15 protein-coding genes are annotated in these 17,741 nt (G+C 57.7%); 12 read left to right on the forward strand and 3 right to left on the reverse strand.

All coding sequences use genetic code 11. The annotated features are described in order from the left end of the window. Nucleotides 1-262: 262 nt before the first annotated feature. Nucleotides 263-1,081 (forward strand): cyanophycinase, encoded by an 819-nt coding sequence (locus MON38_RS13785; RefSeq protein ID WP_241936752.1) that lies wholly within the window; start codon nt 263-265, stop codon nt 1,079-1,081. Between the two features lie 145 nt (nt 1,082-1,226). Then, on the forward strand, nt 1,227-2,276 hold the full coding sequence (locus MON38_RS13790) for a toxin-antitoxin system YwqK family antitoxin (RefSeq protein WP_241936753.1): 1,050 nt from the start codon (nt 1,227-1,229) through the stop codon (nt 2,274-2,276). 17 nt (nt 2,277-2,293) lie between these two features. Here MON38_RS13790 and MON38_RS13795 read toward each other — a convergent pair whose 3' ends face one another. Beyond that, nucleotides 2,294-2,653 (reverse strand): YraN family protein, encoded by a 360-nt coding sequence (locus MON38_RS13795; RefSeq protein WP_241936754.1) that lies wholly within the window; start codon nt 2,651-2,653, stop codon nt 2,294-2,296. Nucleotides 2,654-2,785: 132 nt separating this feature from the next. On the opposite strand from MON38_RS13795, the gene lipB reads away from it, so the two are divergent. The 10 genes from lipB to porN all read left to right on the forward strand — a co-directional run bounded on the left by lipB (nt 2,786) and on the right by porN (nt 13,308). Further along, nucleotides 2,786-3,601, forward strand: a complete 816-nt coding sequence (lipB, locus tag MON38_RS13800; RefSeq protein WP_241936755.1) for a lipoyl(octanoyl) transferase LipB — start codon at nt 2,786-2,788, stop codon at nt 3,599-3,601. A 47-nt stretch (nt 3,602-3,648) separates the two neighbouring features. Beyond that, the gene (locus MON38_RS13805; RefSeq protein ID WP_241936756.1) at nt 3,649-4,068 is read left to right on the forward strand and encodes a hypothetical protein; all 420 of its coding nucleotides are present in this window, start codon (nt 3,649-3,651) and stop codon (nt 4,066-4,068) included. A gap of 52 nt (nt 4,069-4,120) precedes the next feature. Then, a complete protein-coding gene (locus MON38_RS13810) occupies nt 4,121-5,206 on the forward strand; it encodes an MraY family glycosyltransferase (protein WP_241936757.1) in 1,086 nt (361 codons plus the stop codon). Between the two features lie 11 nt (nt 5,207-5,217). Next, entirely contained in the window at nt 5,218-6,417 is a 1,200-nt protein-coding gene (locus MON38_RS13815) for a DUF4271 domain-containing protein (protein WP_241936758.1), read from the forward strand. Nucleotides 6,418-6,492: 75 nt separating this feature from the next. Then, a complete protein-coding gene (locus tag MON38_RS13820) occupies nt 6,493-7,323 on the forward strand; it encodes a uroporphyrinogen-III synthase (RefSeq protein ID WP_241936759.1) in 831 nt (276 codons plus the stop codon). Between the two features lie 183 nt (nt 7,324-7,506). Beyond that, a complete protein-coding gene (locus MON38_RS13825) occupies nt 7,507-8,511 on the forward strand; it encodes a PorP/SprF family type IX secretion system membrane protein (RefSeq protein WP_241936760.1) in 1,005 nt (334 codons plus the stop codon). Nucleotides 8,512-8,759: 248 nt separating this feature from the next. Next, complete coding sequence (gene porK / locus MON38_RS13830) at nt 8,760-9,779, forward strand: T9SS ring complex lipoprotein PorK/GldK (protein ID WP_241936761.1); 1,020 nt, start codon at nt 8,760-8,762, stop codon at nt 9,777-9,779. Nucleotides 9,780-9,845: 66 nt separating this feature from the next. After that, nucleotides 9,846-10,655: a type IX secretion system motor protein PorL/GldL gene (porL, locus tag MON38_RS13835; protein ID WP_241936762.1), complete on the forward strand. Its 810-nt coding sequence runs from the start codon at nt 9,846-9,848 to the stop codon at nt 10,653-10,655. Nucleotides 10,656-10,709: 54 nt separating this feature from the next. Next, a complete protein-coding gene (gene porM / locus MON38_RS13840) occupies nt 10,710-12,290 on the forward strand; it encodes a type IX secretion system motor protein PorM/GldM (protein WP_277881473.1) in 1,581 nt (526 codons plus the stop codon). Between the two features lie 58 nt (nt 12,291-12,348). Next, entirely contained in the window at nt 12,349-13,308 is a 960-nt protein-coding gene (gene porN, locus MON38_RS13845) for a type IX secretion system ring subunit PorN/GldN (RefSeq protein WP_241936763.1), read from the forward strand. A 69-nt stretch (nt 13,309-13,377) separates the two neighbouring features. Here porN and uvrC read toward each other — a convergent pair whose 3' ends face one another. Continuing rightward, nucleotides 13,378-15,213 carry an excinuclease ABC subunit UvrC gene (uvrC, locus tag MON38_RS13850; protein ID WP_241936764.1) on the reverse strand — a complete coding sequence of 612 codons (1,836 nt, stop codon included), beginning with the start codon at nt 15,211-15,213 and terminating at the stop codon, nt 13,378-13,380. A gap of 142 nt (nt 15,214-15,355) precedes the next feature. After that, on the reverse strand, nt 15,356-17,698 hold the full coding sequence (locus MON38_RS13855) for a penicillin-binding protein 1A (RefSeq protein WP_338423773.1): 2,343 nt from the start codon (nt 17,696-17,698) through the stop codon (nt 15,356-15,358). Nucleotides 17,699-17,741 lie beyond the last annotated feature (43 nt).

The raw sequence follows: 17,741 nt of genomic DNA on the forward strand, positions 1-17,741 counted from the left end.
TGAAAAGAATAAGCGCCGCAAAAGTAGGGCCGAGCCGGCGGTAAACGAGTGCCGTGAGTGGAGAAAAGCAGGATTACAATTGTCATCCTGAGCGCAGCGAAGGACCTTCTCACGGCCACGCCGTATGCGAGGGCCGGTGAGCCACTGAAATTTTGTCAAAAGAGGAGAAGATTCCTCACTCTGCTCAGGATGACAGAAATCCCCATTGCTCTCCGCCCAAATCCTCCCGGCCGCCCCATCTTGCCGCCCCAACTCCGTGCTCATGCCCATTACTAATTCTGCCGCCGCGCCCCTAGGCACCCTTGTGGTGCTGGGTGGCGGCGACGACGACCCGTTTCTGCGCCTGCTCGCCGGCCTGCTGCCCGACCGCAATGCGCCTATCGAGGTGTTCACTACGGCTACCCGCCGCCAGCCTGCCCGCACCGCTGCCGCCTATGCCCACGCCTGGCACCAGCTGGGCTGCCCCCACGTGCGCCACCTGCAAGTGAACGAGGACCACCCCGCCGACGACCCCGCCACCCTGGAGCGCCTGCGTCGCGCCGCGCTCGTATTCATGAGCGGCGGCGACCAGGAGCGCATCACCGATTTCCTGCTTGGCACCGAGTTCCTGGCCATTCTCAAGCAGAAATACCAGACCGAAGCGGGCTTCATTGTGGCCGGCACCAGCGCCGGTGCCTCGGCCATGGCCGAAGTGATGCTCGTGGACGGCCACGGCTGGCGCAGCCTGCTTGGCGGCCGCATCGAGGTGAAGCCCGGCCTGGGCCTGCTGCCCGGCGTGCTGCTCGACCAGCACTTTGCCGAGCGTGGTCGCTACCCGCGCCTGATGCATGCCGTGCTGGCCCAGCCCGACTTATTAGGCATTGGTCTGAGCGAAGAAACGGCCCTTATCATTCGTCCTGGCCAGCCGGTAGAAGTGTTTGGCGAAGAAGCCGTCGTGGTGGTTGATGCCGCCGACCTCAGCCACAACAACCTGCCCGGCTTGCCCGACGGCGCGGTTATCAGCGGGCATGGCCTGCGCCTGCACCTGCTGGTGGCCGGCCAGCACCTGGACCTGGCAACACGGGAAGTATTCAATAAGTGAGTGATTTGACGAGTGGAAGCGCGGGCTGGAAACCAAGCCGGCTCGTTCACTCAGTCACCCATCAAATCATTCCATTCTTGCTAAAGTCCGGGCACCAAACCCGGCTACCTTTGCGTTGATGGCCCGAAAATATTCCGTGCGTTTCATGCCAAACTCTCGTTTCTGGTCGCGGCGCGTGCCGGGCCTGCTGCTGGTGCTGCTCACGCTGCTGCCGTGGGCCTGCACCCGCAAAACCGTTTCCTTCAACAGCACCCCCGAGCCGCCTGTGCTGGCCGTGGCCGATACGCTCACGCGCACTTCGGACACGCTTGGCGGCAAGCCCTCGCTCAGCACGGCCCGCAAAGTGGTGCTCACCAAAGAGCAGGAACGCCTGGCCAAGGAACAGGAAAAGGATACTCAACGCAAGGCCAAAAAGCCTAAGAAGAATGTATTTCTGGGGGAGCGCATCAAACGCGCCTATGTGAAGACCGGCCCCAAAGGGCGCAACCAGAAAATCACGATTTTCTACTTTCTGAAGTATCCGAAGCCGCTGAATGCCTACGCGCCGTCGCATTACTACTACGACACCAAAAAGCATAAAATCCTGCCGCTGGCCGCTATTGAGGACGAAGAGCCCAACCTAAAAATCCTGCACGGGCCCTATAAAGTCGTGCAGAACAACAAGGTGCTCGAAACCGGCTACTACGCCCTCGGCACCAGGCACCTGCGTTGGGAAACGTTTAATAGCAATGGCATTCTGCTGACCAAAACCCACTACGAAATGGGCTTTCCGCGCGATGCCAACGTGAGCTACTACGGCGAAGACCGTAGCCTCATCAACGAGGTGGTACCCTACGTGAATGGCAAGCTCGAAGGCGAGTACGCCAAGTTCCTGGTGAACGGCCAGCCCGACTGGCGCGGCCAGTTCGAAAACGGCAAGCGCGTAGGCGTCTGGACCAAGTACTGGGGCTTCCGCGCCCGCCGCCGCTACGAGTACCAGTACGGCGAGTCGGGCTACGACCCCGAAGTGACCGAACCCGAGCTTATTCGCCAGTACAACCGCAACGCCGTCCTCATCTACGACAAGGAAAAAAACTACGACCACCGCAACGACCCCGAAGCCGTGGACCGGCCCGGGGCCACGCGCCGCCCCGGCTACACGCCGCGCCCCGCGCCCCGCGCGCCTGGCAGAGTGCAGCCTAAAAACAAGAAGTAGCACTGGCTAGTGGGCGCTTAATAAAACGCGTCCTCAAAATGCTCGATGCGGAAGCCGGAGCTGAGCAGCGTGAGAGCCAGAATGTCGAAGCGGATGTCACCGCGCCAGTCCATTTCTTCCTGTAAGTGCGTGGCCGCCAACCGGAATAGCTCCTTCTTGCGCGCCGATACGAAGGTTTCGGGCTCGCCGAACTGGCCGGAGGAACGGGTTTTTACCTCGGCGAATATTAACAGGTTCGTGCCCAACTGTAACACCAAATCCACTTCGGCGCGGCCGTGGCGGTAGCCGCGCGCCAGCACTTGGTAGCCTTGGGCCAGCAGGTAGGTGGCGGCGGCTTCCTCGCCGGCCTGGCCAAGTTGGTGGGGTGCGTGGGCCATTGGGAGCGGGAGAAGGTCGGCTACATGGGCTGGCTGAGCCCGCAAGCTAGCCGAATAGCCTCTGCCTGGCAAGCATCTGCCAAAGCTTGCGGCCGGTCGTACCTTTGCGGTTCGATTTCGCCCTTGCCGCTTATGGTTTCTTCCGCTCCTTCGTTTTCGGCTTCGCTGCCTGCTGCCAGCCTGGCCGCCAACCGCGCCGTGCAGGTGCACCGGTTGGGCTTGGTCGAATACGTGCCCACCTGGCAGTTCCAGGAGGCGCTGATGGATGCTACACTGGCCATCAAAACCCAGAACCGCCTCGGTGAGGCTACCGGTGCCGCGCCGGTGCTCACGCCCAACCATCTGCTGCTCTGCGAGCACCCGCACACTTACACGCTGGGCAAAAGCGGCAAGCCCGAGCACCTGCTGCTGAACGACGAAGCCCTGGCCGCGCACGAAGCCAGCTTTCACCGCATCAATCGGGGCGGCGACATTACCTACCACGGCCCCGGTCAGCTGGTGGGCTACCCCATCCTCGACCTCGACAACTTCCGGCCCGACATTCACTGGTACTTGCGCACGCTGGAGGAGGCTGTCATCCGCACGCTGGCCGAATATGGCCTGAATGCCGGCCGCATTGCCGGCCTCACCGGCGTGTGGCTCGACTGGGAAGACGGCGCGCTCAACCCGCGTAAAATCTGCGCCCTTGGCGTGAAGTGCAGCCGCTGGGTTACGCTGCACGGCTTCGCCCTGAACGTGGCCCCCGACCTATCCTATTTCGGCCACATTGTGCCTTGCGGCATCACCGACAAAGCCGTAACCTCGCTGGCCCGTGAGTTGGGCCCCGGGGCTACCGTCACCGTAGCCGACGTGCAGAAACGCCTGCTGCCGCACCTGCTGGCCCTGCTCGGCGGCACGGAATCTGCTCCGCAGGCAACCGCGCCAGCCTTCACCCCGAAACCTGCATAGCGGCCCCTGGCAATCTGGTAAATCCGCTTAGTCCGTACGACGTTGTAATGAAGCAAGATATTTCGTTTGACCCCATCGAAGGCGTGTCTGTGGCCGTGGTGCTGGCCGCCGACCAGGCGCTGAATGCTGAAGGCCAGCCCATCTGGCAGGTCTACCTGCTGAATGAGAATGACTTTCCCCTCGAAAACGTCATCATCAATGCCAACGGCTACGGCCAGCAGCCCGATGGCGAAAAAGTCCGCACTTCCACGCTGCGTTATCTCTTCGAAGAAGTGCCGCCGCACGCCGCCGTGCCCGTCGAGCCCCTCGACCCGTCGCTGTTTCACCTGAACAATCAGTACTGGGTGAGCTACTACCGCGGCCCCCAGATTTTCGATAAAAAATTCATCTTCGTGCCCGATTCCATCGTGCCCGACAACTTCTCCCACATTCCCCTGCTCGACCGCGTGGGCGTGCTGCATAGCTAAAATTTCTCTGGTGTTGTCCCGCCCGTTGGGTTCAGCTCTCATGCCGTACTTTATGAATCATCTCGATATTCCCTTGGCGTTGTCCTGGATGTGGGCACTGCTGGTATCGTTGTTTGCCGTGCCGTCCATCATCTACATCGCGCACCTCAAAAACATGCTCGACACCCCCAACGGGCGCACCGTGCACCAGTCGCTCACGCCGCGCCTAGGCGGGGTGGCCGTGTTCGCCGGCTTCATGTCGGCGCTCACCATCTTCGCGCCCCTGCAGAACGGCGTGAAGGAGCTGCTGGCCGGTTGCATCATTCTGTTTTTCGTGGGCCTGAAGGACGACCTCGTGGGCATGTCGGTATCGAAGAAATTCGTGGGCCAGCTCCTGGCCACCGGCATTGTGATGATAATGGCCGACGTGCGCCTTACCAGCTTCCAGGGCATCCTGGGCATCGGCACGCTGCCGGTGGGCATCAGCTACGCCTTCACCTTCTTCGTAATTGTGGGCATCACCAACGCCATCAACCTCATCGATGGCCTTGACGGCCTGGCCGGCACCATTGTGCTCATCATCTGCAGCACTTTTGGCTACTATTTCTATGCTTACGGCGGGGCCAGCTTTGGCAACTACGCCTACGTTGCCATTTGCCTGATTGGCGGCCTGCTGGGTTTTCTGCGCTACAATTTCCACCGCGCCCCCATTTTCATGGGCGACACCGGCTCGCTTGTCTGCGGCTTCATCGTGTCGGTGCTGGCCATACAGTTCATCGAAATGGGGCTACGTGTAGGCCAGCCTTTTGCCGCTTCGGCTCCGTCGGTAGCGGTGGGTATTCTGTTCGTGCCGCTGTTCGATACCATCCGTGTGTTCTCGTTGCGCATGGCCGCCGGCAAGTCGCCCTTCTCGCCCGACAAGAACCACATCCACCACCGCATCCTAGCCATGGGTTTCCAGCAAATCAGCACTGTGCTGCTGCTGGCGCTGCTCAATGTCATCGTCACGCTGTTCGTTATCCGCTTCGCCTACCTGGGCAATACCATCCTCATTGCCGCGCTGGCGAGCTTCTCGGTGCTGCTTAGCATCTTCTTTGGGGTGTACCAAAGCCGCCTCACCCGCCGTCAGCTGCAAGCTGCCCAGGCCTCCGGCCAGTAACCGTTCGCCCCATGCCCGCCGCCCGCCTCTTGCGCCTGCCCTTGCCGCGCCTGTTCGGCTGGCTGCTGGCGTGCGTCTGCTTGTTGGCCGGCCAGGGCACCCAAGCCAGCGAGTACCGGCAACTGCCGCCGGCTTCGCCCACCGCCCTCTCGGCCGATTGGCTGATTCACGACGCGGCCCGCAACCGCCTCATCTTCTACCTGCCCGGCTACCACCAGCCCGCCCACGCTTACTACCAGTGGGTCCGTATTAGCCGCAACCAGTTGTTTCCGCTGGCCTTTGCCGCCCAGCCCGGCCTCAGTCTTTTCTTGGATAATCGGTTGGTATTCACTGCGCAGACTGCTACCACTTACTCGCTCGACTTAGCCCGTTTACTGCCTGCCCAACTACCACCCGGCCGCCACCTGCTGGCCGTGTGGCAGCCCGATGGCTCTCCCGCACTGGCCTCGTTTTCGGGGGTAGCTACCGTAGCCGGCACTCCCGCTGCCGGGCTGCCCAAAGCCGCTGGCTTGGCCCTGCCGCGCCTGCCGGCTCCACAAGGCCAGAACGTATACCTGGGTTTCCTGCTGCTGTTGGGGCTTTCCTACGGGGCCATCCGCGTCACCTACCAGCCCGGTCTGGCCCGCATCTTCCAGATTGAAGAACTGTTTGGCGTGAGCGGCGACCAGTCCGCTTTCCTTGTCAAACCAGCCTTTTCGCTGCTGAATTTGCTGCTGGTCCTGCTGTTCGCCCTTTCGTTTGGCCTGCTGCTCACCGCCATCCACACCGACTTGCAGAGCCTGCCGCTGCTGCGGCAATTTTTCAACGTGCCCGAGTCGGCCATCGTTGGGCGGGTCGTCCTCTACACGGGCATCATCACGGCTTTTGTGTTTGGTAAGTACCTGTTTCTGTCGCTGATGGCTTATATCTTTGGTCTTCAGCCCCTGGTCGATGTGCAGTACCGCGAGTTTTTGCGTACCACGCTTTTGGTAGGCCTGATTCTGCCGCTGGTGCTGCTGTTGTACCTCAGCCTCAACGGTACGTTTCCGCACACGGTAGCTTGGGCTGCCAGCACTGCCATCGGCTTGGTGTTGGTTGGCACGGTGCTGCGTGTAGCCCGCACATTGCACCGGCAAGCCTCTCTGCTGAATCTACATTTGTTTGCCTACCTTTGTGCTACCGAAGTACTGCCTCTTTTGGTGATACTTAAACTTATTGTCTTTACATACTGATTGATTTCGACCTCGCGGCCGAACCAATTCTCTTCCGACTCTTATTGTCCTAAGCATTACCCCCTTCCTTACTGTATGGCCGAGAGTGCAGAAAAGCCGGGCACAGGCCGGCACGCCAAGCGCATTAGCAGCATCCTGGTTACCCAGCCAAAACCCACCAACGACGTTTCCCCCTACTTCTCCATTGCCGAGAAATACGGCATTAAAGTAGATTTCCGGGAGTTTATTGACGTGCAGCCGGTGTCCTATAAGGACTTTCGGAAGGATAAAATCAATATCCTCGACTACACGGCTATTATCTTCACCAGCCGCAACGCCGTCGACCACTTCTTCCGCATCTGCCAGGAAGCCAAGCTTGAAATGCCTGCCGAAATGAAGTATTTCTGCATTTCGGAGCAGACCGCCAATTACCTGCAGAAGTACATCGTGTTGCGCAAACGCAAGCTCTTTGTGGGCGAGCGCACAGCCGCCGACCTGTTCGATGTCATTAAAAAGCATAAGGGAGAGAAGTTTCTCTATCCCTGCTCCGACATTCGCAAGGATGACCTGCCGGTGTTCATGCGGGCCAACAACCTCAAGTTCAGCGAGGCCGTCATCTACCGCACCGTTGCCAGCGACTTGTCTGACCTATCCGATGTGAAGTACGATTGCATCGCGTTTTTCAGCCCTTCCGGTATCAGCTCCCTGTTCATCAACTTCCCCGATTTTGTGCAGGACGGCACGCGCATTGCCGCCTTCGGCCCCACCACCGCCAAGGCCGTCATCGATGCCGGCCTGATTCTCGACATCGAAGCGCCCCATCCCAATGCCCCATCCATGACCGGTGCCATCGAGGCCTACATCCGGCGGCACGCGCAGACCGAGGTCAACAGCAAGGCCTCTAAAAATGATATAACCAACGAGTAAGGCGTCAATCGGATTAGATTTTTAGTTGTTTGAGACCGGTCTGGGAATTCCTGGGCCGGTTTTTTTTGTCCGAATTTTTTGAAGACGGATTTTGAGTTACATTTGGAAGCTGTTCTTCAACACCGGCCCACCCGCCTCTTCCGGTCCTCTCTCCCTCTTCTTAATCCTCTGTACCTTACACCCATGAAAGGAACTTTACTCGCAACGCTGTTGCTTTCGGCAACGGTTGGCTCGGCTTTGGCTCAGCAACAACCCCAGTTCACCCAGTACAGCCTCAATGGCATGTCGCTCAACCCGGCCTACGCAGGCATCAAAGGCTACGGAGAGATAAACGTGCTCGGCCGCTATCAGTATTACAACTACGGCACGTTCGGCGGCGCCAATGGCTCGCCACGCACCGGCCTGTTTACGGCTTCATTACCCATTCTTGCCATCAGCGGCGGTGTCGGTGTGAGTGTGTATTACGACCAGGTCGGCCAGTCAAAAATGACCAATGCCGCCCTCTCATACTCGCAGCACATCAAATTGGGAGAGGGCAAGCTTGGCATCGGCATCCAGGGCACCTATACCTACTTGGGCAAAGGCACATACATTGCCATCGACCCTGACGACATCAACGTGCCCAAAGACGCTTCCGACAGCAAGTTCGATGCCGGGGCCGGGGTGTGGTATGAAACTCCCAAGTTTTATGCTGGCCTAAGTGTCAATAACCTGTTCCGTTCGGGCTACACTTTCAAGAGCGAGGCAACCAGCAGCACCACAAGCGTGGCCAACAAATACATCGCCGAAAACCACGCTTATTTCACCGCCGGCTACAATATCGAGGCCTCCTCGTCCGTTACCGTCACTCCAAACATCCTTGCCAAAGCAGTGCTGCCAGGCAAGTACTCCGATAGCAATAAATTTGGAAATAGCAATAATTATTCATTCGAAGGTGGCGTACGTGCTACGCTCGACGACAAATATTGGATAGGTGCCAACTATCGGCATCAGGAATCCGTTTCAGGACTATTAGGCGTGAGCTTTGCTAAGGACAATGCATTGCGGTTGGGTGGTGCTTTCGATATCATTACCATCAACCAGGCTGCCCGAGCATTTAGCTCGTACGAAATCATGCTCTCCTACCGGCTGCCAAAGCCGAGCCTGTTTACCCATCCGGCTGTGCGCACTCCCCGCTACAGCTTCTAATTTTACTATTTTTTTATTCTAGCCCAAAATTGGCATTATCCTATCGGGTTAGGATAAAATTTAGTCTGGCTCACAAGTAACAAATCGGATTAACCGAGTTATTTACGCTGTTCGGCGTGTTTTTAGTAAAATTGGTTGGTTTTGGGAATGGCAGGGTATTGCACAGTATCCTAAAAAAGTGTAGATTTGCCAGCCCATCTAAATGTACTTTAGCGGTATCGGCAATTAAAACAGAATCTCTAACTCTCATGAACAAGCTTTTAGCAGTATCCCTTTTCGCTATCTCCGGTGCATTATTAGGTGGGTGCGGATTTGGTAAAGGCCCTCAGGGTGACCTGGTTGGGGCTGAAGACCGTCCCATCTTTAATCCACAGGAAGTGCCTTATGGCATGGTGCCCTGCCCGGGCGGCACGTTTCACATGGGCCAGACTGACCAGGATATTTCCGCGTCGATGGTGAACATGAACAAGCAGGTGACTATCGCCGGCTTCTACATGGACGAAACCGAGATTACCAACAACGAATACCGCCAGTTCGTCGATGCCATCAAGCAGGACTCGCTGGATGTGCTGGGCGAAGAGTATGTGATGACCGAACTCTACCCCGACACCACGGTGTGGGTGCGCGACTTCACTTACCACATGGGCGACCCGCTGCTGGAGTATTATTACACCCACCCCGCTTTCGACGATTATCCGGTGGTGGGTGTGGACTGGTTTGCCGCCAAATATTTCTGCAACTGGCGCACTAAGTTCCGCAACGCCGCCCGCGAAGAAACCGGCTTTGCCAACGACCCCAACTTCCGTCTGCCCTCCGAGGCTGAATGGGAATACGCCGCCCGCGGTGGCCGCGACCTTGCTACTTACCCCTGGGGTGGCCCGTACCTGCGCAACAGCAAAGGCTGCATGCTGGCTAACTTCAAGCCCGGCCGTGGCGACTACGCTTCCGATGGCTTCGCTTACACCTCCGAAGTAGGTTCGTTCTTCCCCAACGATTTCGGCCTGTACGACATGGCTGGCAACGTATCGGAGTGGTGCGATGATGCCTACATGGAAGCTTCGGTGCCGGTGGTGTGGGACTTGAACCCCACTAACCCCGACGACAACGAGCCCCGCAAAGTAGTACGTGGTGGTTCGTGGAAAGACATTGCGTACTTCCTCGAAACCGGCACCCGCAACTTCGAATACCAGGATTCGGCCCGTTCTTACATCGGCTTCCGTTGCTCGATGATTCAGATTGGCATGGGCACCAACAGCTCGCTCAACTAATACCAAGCGTAACATCACCCTCCCCTCAAACACCTTACTTTCAACCCCTCTCAATCGAAAAATACTATGGCAGCTAAACATAGCTTTCTCTACGATACGCTGATGCCCAAAATCTACGGCATTGGTGCAGCAGTTGTAATTGTTGGTGCTCTTTTCAAAATCGAACACTGGAATGGTGCCGACACCATGCTCATCGTTGGTCTGGGCACTGAAGCCGTTATCTTCTTCCTCAGCGCTTTCCAGCCCGCTCATAAGGAGCACGACTGGTCGCTGGTGTACCCCGAACTGAGCGAAGGCTACGACCCTTCGACCGGCAACCCGAGCTTCTCGAATGAGAGCAACAACGGCAAGGGCCTGACCATGAAGCTGGACGACATGCTGAAAAATGCTAACGTAACTCCCGAAGCGCTCACCAGCCTGGGCCAGGGCCTGAACCGCCTGAGCACCACGACGTCGCAGATGTCGCAATTGGGCGAAGCTGCTAACGTGACCGACGAATACACCAAGAAAGTGCGCTCGGCGGCCGATTCGCTCGATAAAATCAATGTGGCCTACGGCAACACGGTAGAAGCCATCTCGGCCATGTCGAACGCTACTTCGGATGCCAAAGAGTACCACATGCAGGTACAGAACGTAACCAAGAACTTGGGCGCACTGAACGCAGTGTACGAAATGGAACTCCAGGATGCCAACACGCACTTGAAGTCGATGAACCAGTTCTACGGCACCCTCAGCAAGGCCATGGACAACATGACCCAGGCCGGCAAAGACACCGAAAGCTTCCAGAAGCAAGTGTCGGACCTGACCAGCAACCTGACTTCGCTGAACCGCGTGTACGGCAACATGCTGAACGCTATGCGTGCTCCCGCCCAATAAGCGCGTGCTGGCAAGGTAGTTAGTTCATCATCCACTTATTAGCGGAAACAAACAATGGCAGGTGCAAATGAAACCCCGCGGCAGAAGATGATTGGCATGATGTACCTCGTGCTGACCGCTCTTCTGGCGCTCCAGGTAAACTCAGCGATTTTGCTGAAATTCAAATTTATTGATGACAGCCTACTGGGTGTCAACGATAAAACTTCGATTGGTGCGGATGGTACAGTAAAAGGCATCCAAGCAGCTGTTCAGAAGAACAATAACCAAGCGCGTGATTTGGCCGTGCTTAAGCAGAGCGAAGAAATCCGTGCGAAAACCAAGGATTTGGTGTCCTATCTGCGTGATGTTCGCCAAAAGCTACTGACAGCCACTGAGAACAAAGGTCCGGAAATGACCAACCTCAGCGGCGAAGATAAAGTAGCTATTACAATGCTGGGTGGCAAGCGTAATGGCTTGGCTTACACGGGCCTGAAGCCCAAGCTGAATGAATACTCGGAGTATATCAAGCAGTTTGTGCCTGGTGCTCAGCCGCTGGCCATCGATGCAAAAGACGATGCTCGGGTAACGGAAAAGGCGCAGAAGTCGAAAAACTTCGAAGAGCTCAACTTTGAGAACACGCCGGTAGTAGCCGCTTTAGCTACCATCTCGCAGAAAGAAACGGAAGTGCTGAAGTACGAGGCGGATGCGTTGTCGGCCTTGGCCCAGAAGGTAGGTGCTAAAACGATTGTATTCGACAAAATTGGTGCTTTCGCTAGTGCTGAATCAAATACGGTAGCCGCTGGTACTAAGTACAAAGCCGAATTGTTCCTGACGGCTTCGGCTTCGACAATCAGCCCCCGTATGACGCTGAATGGCAACTCTCTTTCGGTAGGTCCTGATGGCCACGGCAAAGTAGAGTTCACGGCTCGCCCTGGTGGGTTCGATGCTTCGGGCAATGCCAAGGCTTCGTGGACTGGTACGATTCGCTTCAACCAGAACGGTCGCGATACTACTTTCACCGTGAAAGTGCCTTACACCATCACCAAGCCGGTGATGCAGATTCAGTCGGCTTCGGTGCAGGCGCTGTACTTCAAGTGCGGCAACAAGCTGAACGTATCGGTACCCGCGCTGGGCGCCCAGTACAAGCCTAGCTTCTCGGCTTCCGGTGCTTCGGCTATCCAAGGCGCTAAGGTGGGCGATGTGACGCTGATTCCGAACTCGAAGGAAGTAACCCTGAACGTAAGCAGCGGCGGCAACGCCATCGGTTCGCAAACCTTCCAGGTACGTCCCATTCCGAAGCCTTCGATTGAGGCTTTCGCTGGTGGCCGTCCGGTGAATGACAAGCAGGGTACCCCCGGCACTGCCATTCGCTCGTTCAGCCTGCGGGCTATTCCGGATGCTGGTTTTGCTACCTTCCTGCCCGACGATGCTAAGTTCCGCGTGTCGCGCTATGAGGTAACGCTGGTGCGTGGCAAGCGCCCCGCTATCGGCACCAAAACCATCACCGGTCCTACCGCTGACCTGAGCGATGTAGTGAATGCCTACCGCGAAGGCGACCGCTTGTACGTGGAAGTGAAAGACGTGCAGCGTCAGAACTTCCAGGGCAACGTGGAGGCCGTGAACATGAGCCGTACGTTCAACATTCCGTTGCTATAATATTTGTGGCTTGGCCACGTTAGCGAACTATCCTACAGACAATTTGCTTTTGCCCGTTATGAAATCTTTGCACACGCTGGCGGCTATCGCCGCAGGCTTATCGCTCTCGCTGACTGCTTCCGCGCAGGAGCAGGCCACTACGGCCAGCAGCACCGGTTCGCACCGGCCCATTCCGCTCTCCGACCAGATGTTCCGCAAGAGCATCTGGCGTCAGGTTGACCTGCGCGAGAAGCAGAACAAGCCGATGTTCTCGGAAGGCAAGGAAATTAGCCGCGTGATTCTGGATGCGGTGAAGCGTGGTGAACTGCAGGCGTACAAGAACGATTCGCTGACTTCCACCTTCACGGCGGCCGAGGTGCAGGGCAATAGCTCGTACGTGGATGCAGTGGACAAGCTGAGTGCCGATGAGATTGCGGCTGGCTTCAAGCCGGAGTCCGGTGGTGATGACTGGGGTGCTCCGGCTCCTAAGAAAGTCGCTGCCAAAAAAGTGCCGAAGCTGGATGCCGCAGGCAAGCCGATGAAGGACAAAAAGGGTAAGGTTATCATGGTGAATGCGCCGGCAGCGGCGACGGTAGCTGTAGCCAAGCCCATCGGCAACGAATACCGCCCGAAGGACCTCTATGAGATGGAGATTAAGGAGGATATGATTTTCGACAAGAAACGGTCGCGGATGTATCACGACATTAAGTCCATCACGCTGCTGGTACCTTCGACGCTGGCTTCGAACACTTCGGGCATTGAGAAGCCCATTGGCACGTTCAAATACAGCGACCTGGTGAAGGTGTTCCGCGCTAATCCGCAAAACGCTATCTGGTTCAATGCCGAGAACGATGCGCAGCACAAGAACCTCGCTGATGCGTTCGAGCTGTGGTTGTTCAACTCCTACATCACCAAAGTGTCAAACGCTGGCGACAGCCGCTTGGATGACATCTACGGTGGCGCGCAGCAAGGCATCCTGGCTGCTCAGCAGACCTCGGCTGACTTGATTGAATACGAGTACAATCTCTGGTCTTTCTAAGTCCATAACGTTGAAAAACAAAAAGGCCACCGCATTGCTGCGGTGGCCTTTTTGTTTGCTGACATTTACTTAAACTGGCAGTTGGCGGGGCGGCATGGGGTGCGCGGGGGCATCGTGCTCGGCGAAGTAGGTTTGGAGGATTCTGGCTTTGGCTTTGCCCACTTCGGCCACTAATTCCGATTCGGAGAGCTCGCGGATTTTTTTGACGGACTTGAACTTGTTGAGAAGCTTGTCGGCGGTGACGGGGCCAAGGCCTTTGACGTCGGTAAGCTCGGTTTTGAGGGTGCCGGCGTCGCGGCGGGAGCGGTGGAAGGTGATGCCGAAGCGGTGCACTTCGTCGCGCATGCGCTGGAAGAGGCGTAGCGACTCGCTCCGTTTGTCGATGTAGATGGGGAGCGGGTCGTTGGGAACGTAGATTTCTTCGAGGCGCTTGGCGATGCCGATGATGGCAATCTGGCCCCAGAGGTTGAGGTCTTTCAAGGCCTTAACGGCCATGCTGAGCTGGCCTTTGCCGCCATCGACGATGACTAATTGCGGGAGGCTGGCGCCTTCGTCAACCAGGCGGCGATAGCGGCGGGTGACGACTTCGTACATCGAGTCGAAGTCGTTGGGGCCGATGACGGTTTTGATGTGGTAGTGGCGGTAGTCTTTCTTGCTGGGCTTGGAATTGCGGAAACAGACCATGGCCGCCACCGGGTTATCGCCCTGGAAGTTGGAGTTATCGAAGCACTCAATGTGCTTGGGGAGCTCGGTGAGGCGCAGGTCCTTTTTGATGGTTTCCATGATGCGCACCTCGTTCACATCCTTGCTCTTCTCGTTCATGCTTTCCTTTTCCTTGCGGGCGTAGAGCACGTTTTTGATGGCTAATTCGAGGAGCTTGCGCTTGTCGCCAATTTGGGGGACGGTGAGGGTGGTGCCGGGCAGGGGGAGGGTGACAGCGACGTTGGTGAGAATTTCCTTCGACTCGCTTTCGAACTCCTGGCGTAGCTGCATGATGAGTGGAGCCAGAATTTCAGCGTCATCCTCATCGAGCTTTTTGGTGACCTCGAGGGATTGGGTGAGGATGATGCTGCCGTTCATCACCTTGAGGTAGGTGATAAAGCCCGATTTTTCGTTGCTGGCGATGGCAAACACGTCGATGTTGGTGAGCGTGTCGCTGACGATGGTGGACTTGGCCTGGAAGGCTTCCAGCTTATCAAGCTTGACCTTGAACTGATGAGCCAGTTCGTACTGCATATCCTGGGCGGCGGCGCTCATGCGCTCCCGGAAGTACTGCTTGGGGATGCGCAGGTCGCCGTTGAGGATGTTGCGGATTTGCTGGATGTAGGCGTTGTAAGTGGCTTCGTCCTCCTTGGCGATGCAGGGGGCGTTGCAGTTGCCGATTTGCAGTTCCAGGCAGGGCTTAAACTTGCCGGCTTCAACGTTGGCGGCGCTCAGGTTGTAGTTGCAGGTGCGTAAAGGGTAGAGGGCGCGAATGAGCTCTAAAAGCACATTAAGGGACGTACCGTTGGCGTAGGGGCCGTAGTAGCGCGAGCCGTCGTTAATCTTGTTGCGGGTGGGGATGAGGCGCGGGAACCGCTCGTTGGTGAGGCAGAGGAAGGGGTAGGTTTTGCCGTCCTTGAGCAGGATGTTGTACTTGGGCTGGTGCTGCTTGATGAGGTTGTTTTCGAGCAGGAAGGCGTCGGATTCGCTGTCGACAATGGTAAACTCCAGGCGCTTAATGTTGCGGACCAGCTGCCGGGTTTTCTTGTTGTGGTCGTTTTTGGTGAAGTAGCTGCTCACGCGCTTGCGCAGGTCGATGGCCTTGCCCACGTAGATGATGCCCTCGTCGTCGAAATACTTGTACACGCCGGGCTTGTGGGGCAGGGCGGAGATTTGGGCTTGCAGTTCGGGGTTGGCGGCCATGGCGCAGAATTAGACAAACGGATTCGGCAGAACGCGGCGAGGAAAAAGGCCGCAGTTCAGCGTACGGAAATAACAAAAAATGACCGGCAAAAGTCGCCGGTCATTTTTGAAAAAGGGCAAATTTCGCGGTTCGAAACGGAGCCTAAATGTCTTTGTCATCCAAATCGCCGGCGTCGGGCACCTGCATTTTCTGGTCGGCGGGGATGGTGTCGCGCTGGCCGCCGTAATACTTCGAGCAGTCGATTTCCATGCTGAGTGGGGCGGTGGGTCGGGGGAAGGGCCCCGTGTTGATGCCAATGCTCTTGTCCTTATACACCTTCTGCATAAAAAGGCCGTAGAGCGGCAGGGCCTCGCGGGCACCCTGGCCGTAGGTGCCGGTGCGGAAGTGGATGCTGCGGTCTTCGCCGCCCACCCACATGCCGCAGACAAGGTCGGGGGTGATGCCCATGAACCAGGCATCAGAGTAGTTGCTGGTGGTGCCGGTTTTGGCCCCGATTTCGTAGGGGAACTTGAAGCCGGTGTGCAGGATGGTGCTGGTGCCGCCGGGCTCGGTGGTGCTGGCCTGCAGCATGTTGGTCATGATGAAAGCCGTTTCTTCGCTGAGCACCTCCTTGGTCTGGGGCACGAATTCGCGCAGGACGTTGCCGTTCTTGTCTTCGATGCGGGTAACCATGATGGGGGTGGTGTGCACGCCCTTGTTCACGAACGTGGAGTACACGCCGCACAGCTCGTAAATGCTGCAATCGGAAGTGCCAAAGCCCATCGACGGCACGGCATCGACGGGCGAGGTGATGCCGAGGCGCTTGGCGTAGGTGGCAATGGTTTCGGGGCCGAGCTTCATCACCAGCCAAGCCGTGATGGAGTTCATGGAGCGGGCTAGGGCCTGGCGCAGCGTAAAGGTGCGGCCCGAGAAACCGCCCTCGAAGTTGTGGGGCGTGTAGGCGGCGCGGCCAGCCACGGCGGGGAAGGTAGTGGCCACGTCGGGCCGCGGGTAGCAGGGCGAGTAGTTCTGGTCGATGGCCGCGGCGTACACGATGGGCTTGAACGTGGAGCCGGACTGGCGCTTGCCCTGGCGCACGTGGTCGAACTTGAAGAACTTGTAGTTGGGGCCGCCCACCCAGGCCTTCACCTGGCCATTGAGCGGGTTCATGGCCATAAAACCGGCCTGCAGGTAGCGCTTGTAATACTCCAGCGAGTCGTAGGGCGACATTAGCATCTCCTTCTCACCCTGCCAGGTGAACACCGGCATCTTGTATTTCTTGTGCAGGTAGTAGTTCACCGAGTCGCGGTTGCCGTCGTACTGGTCCATCAGCGACTTGTAGCGCTGGGTGCGGCGCATGGAATTGACGAGGAAGTTGGGGATAACCTTGCCATTCTCGTCGCGCCAGGGGAGTTGGCCTTTCCAGTGCTGCGAAAACCACTTTTGCTGTAGCGTCATGTGCTCAGCCAGCGACTTCTCGGCGTACTGCTGCATGCGCGAGTCGATGGTGGTGTAGATTTTCAGGCCATCGGCATACAGGTCGTGGTCGGTTTCCTTGGCCCAGCTTAGCAGCGACTTCACCACCTCGGCGCGGAAGTAGGGGGCCAGGCCCTTGCTGGGATTCTCCACTGAGTAGTGCAGCACGATGCGCTTAGCGGTGTCCTGGGCCAGCTCGGCGGTGGTGATGTAATTCGATTTGGCCATCTGGCGGAGCACCCAGTTGCGGCGCTTGCGCGAGCGGTCGGGGTGAGCCACGGGGCTGAAACGGCCCGGCGCGTTTACAATGCCGACGAGCGTCGCGGCCTCGGGCGTGGTCAGGTTTTTGGGCGACTTGTTAAAGAACGTCTTGGCGGCCGTGTTGATACCGAAGGCGTTGGAACCGTACTCCACGGTGTTGAAGTACATCCGAATGATTTCACGCTTCGTGTAGTTGCGCTCTAGCCGGATGGCCAGAATCCATTCCTTCGTCTTCGTGATGAGCAGGCCCATCTTGCCGGTGCCGTTGAGGGTACCGTCATTCAGGTCGCCGCGGGTCCGGAACAGCACCTTGGCCACTTGCTGAGTGAGGGTGGAGCCGCCGCCGTTGTGCGAGAAGGTGAGCACGCCGGTTACGGCCCGCATCACGCTCTTGGCATCAATGCCCGAGTGCTGCTCGAAGCGCACGTCCTCGGTGGCAATGAGGGCATCAATCAAATTCTGCGGCAGGTCCTTGAAATCGACGGGCGTGCGGTTCTCGCGGAAATACTTGCCCAGCAGCACGCCATCGGCCGAATAAATTTCGGAGGCCAGCTCAGAGCGCGGGTTTTCGAGGCTTTTGAGGTTGGGCATGCGCCCGAACAGGTTCAGGAAGTTGCCGCTCACGGCCAGCACAAACAGCGCCAGCCCCAGCACGCCCGCGCCAAACAGCACCCACATGGTGCGCACAAACGCCGTAAAGCGGCCGGAACGGGCCGGTTTCAGGGGTTGCTGCGGCTTGGAACGACGAACGGGGGGAGGAGTGGGCATCTGGGGAGTTAAGAGTTAGGAGTTAAGAGTTAGAAGTTGAAAC

The organism is Hymenobacter cyanobacteriorum (genome assembly GCF_022631375.1).
In the GTDB taxonomy this organism is placed as follows: domain Bacteria; phylum Bacteroidota; class Bacteroidia; order Cytophagales; family Hymenobacteraceae; genus Hymenobacter; species Hymenobacter cyanobacteriorum.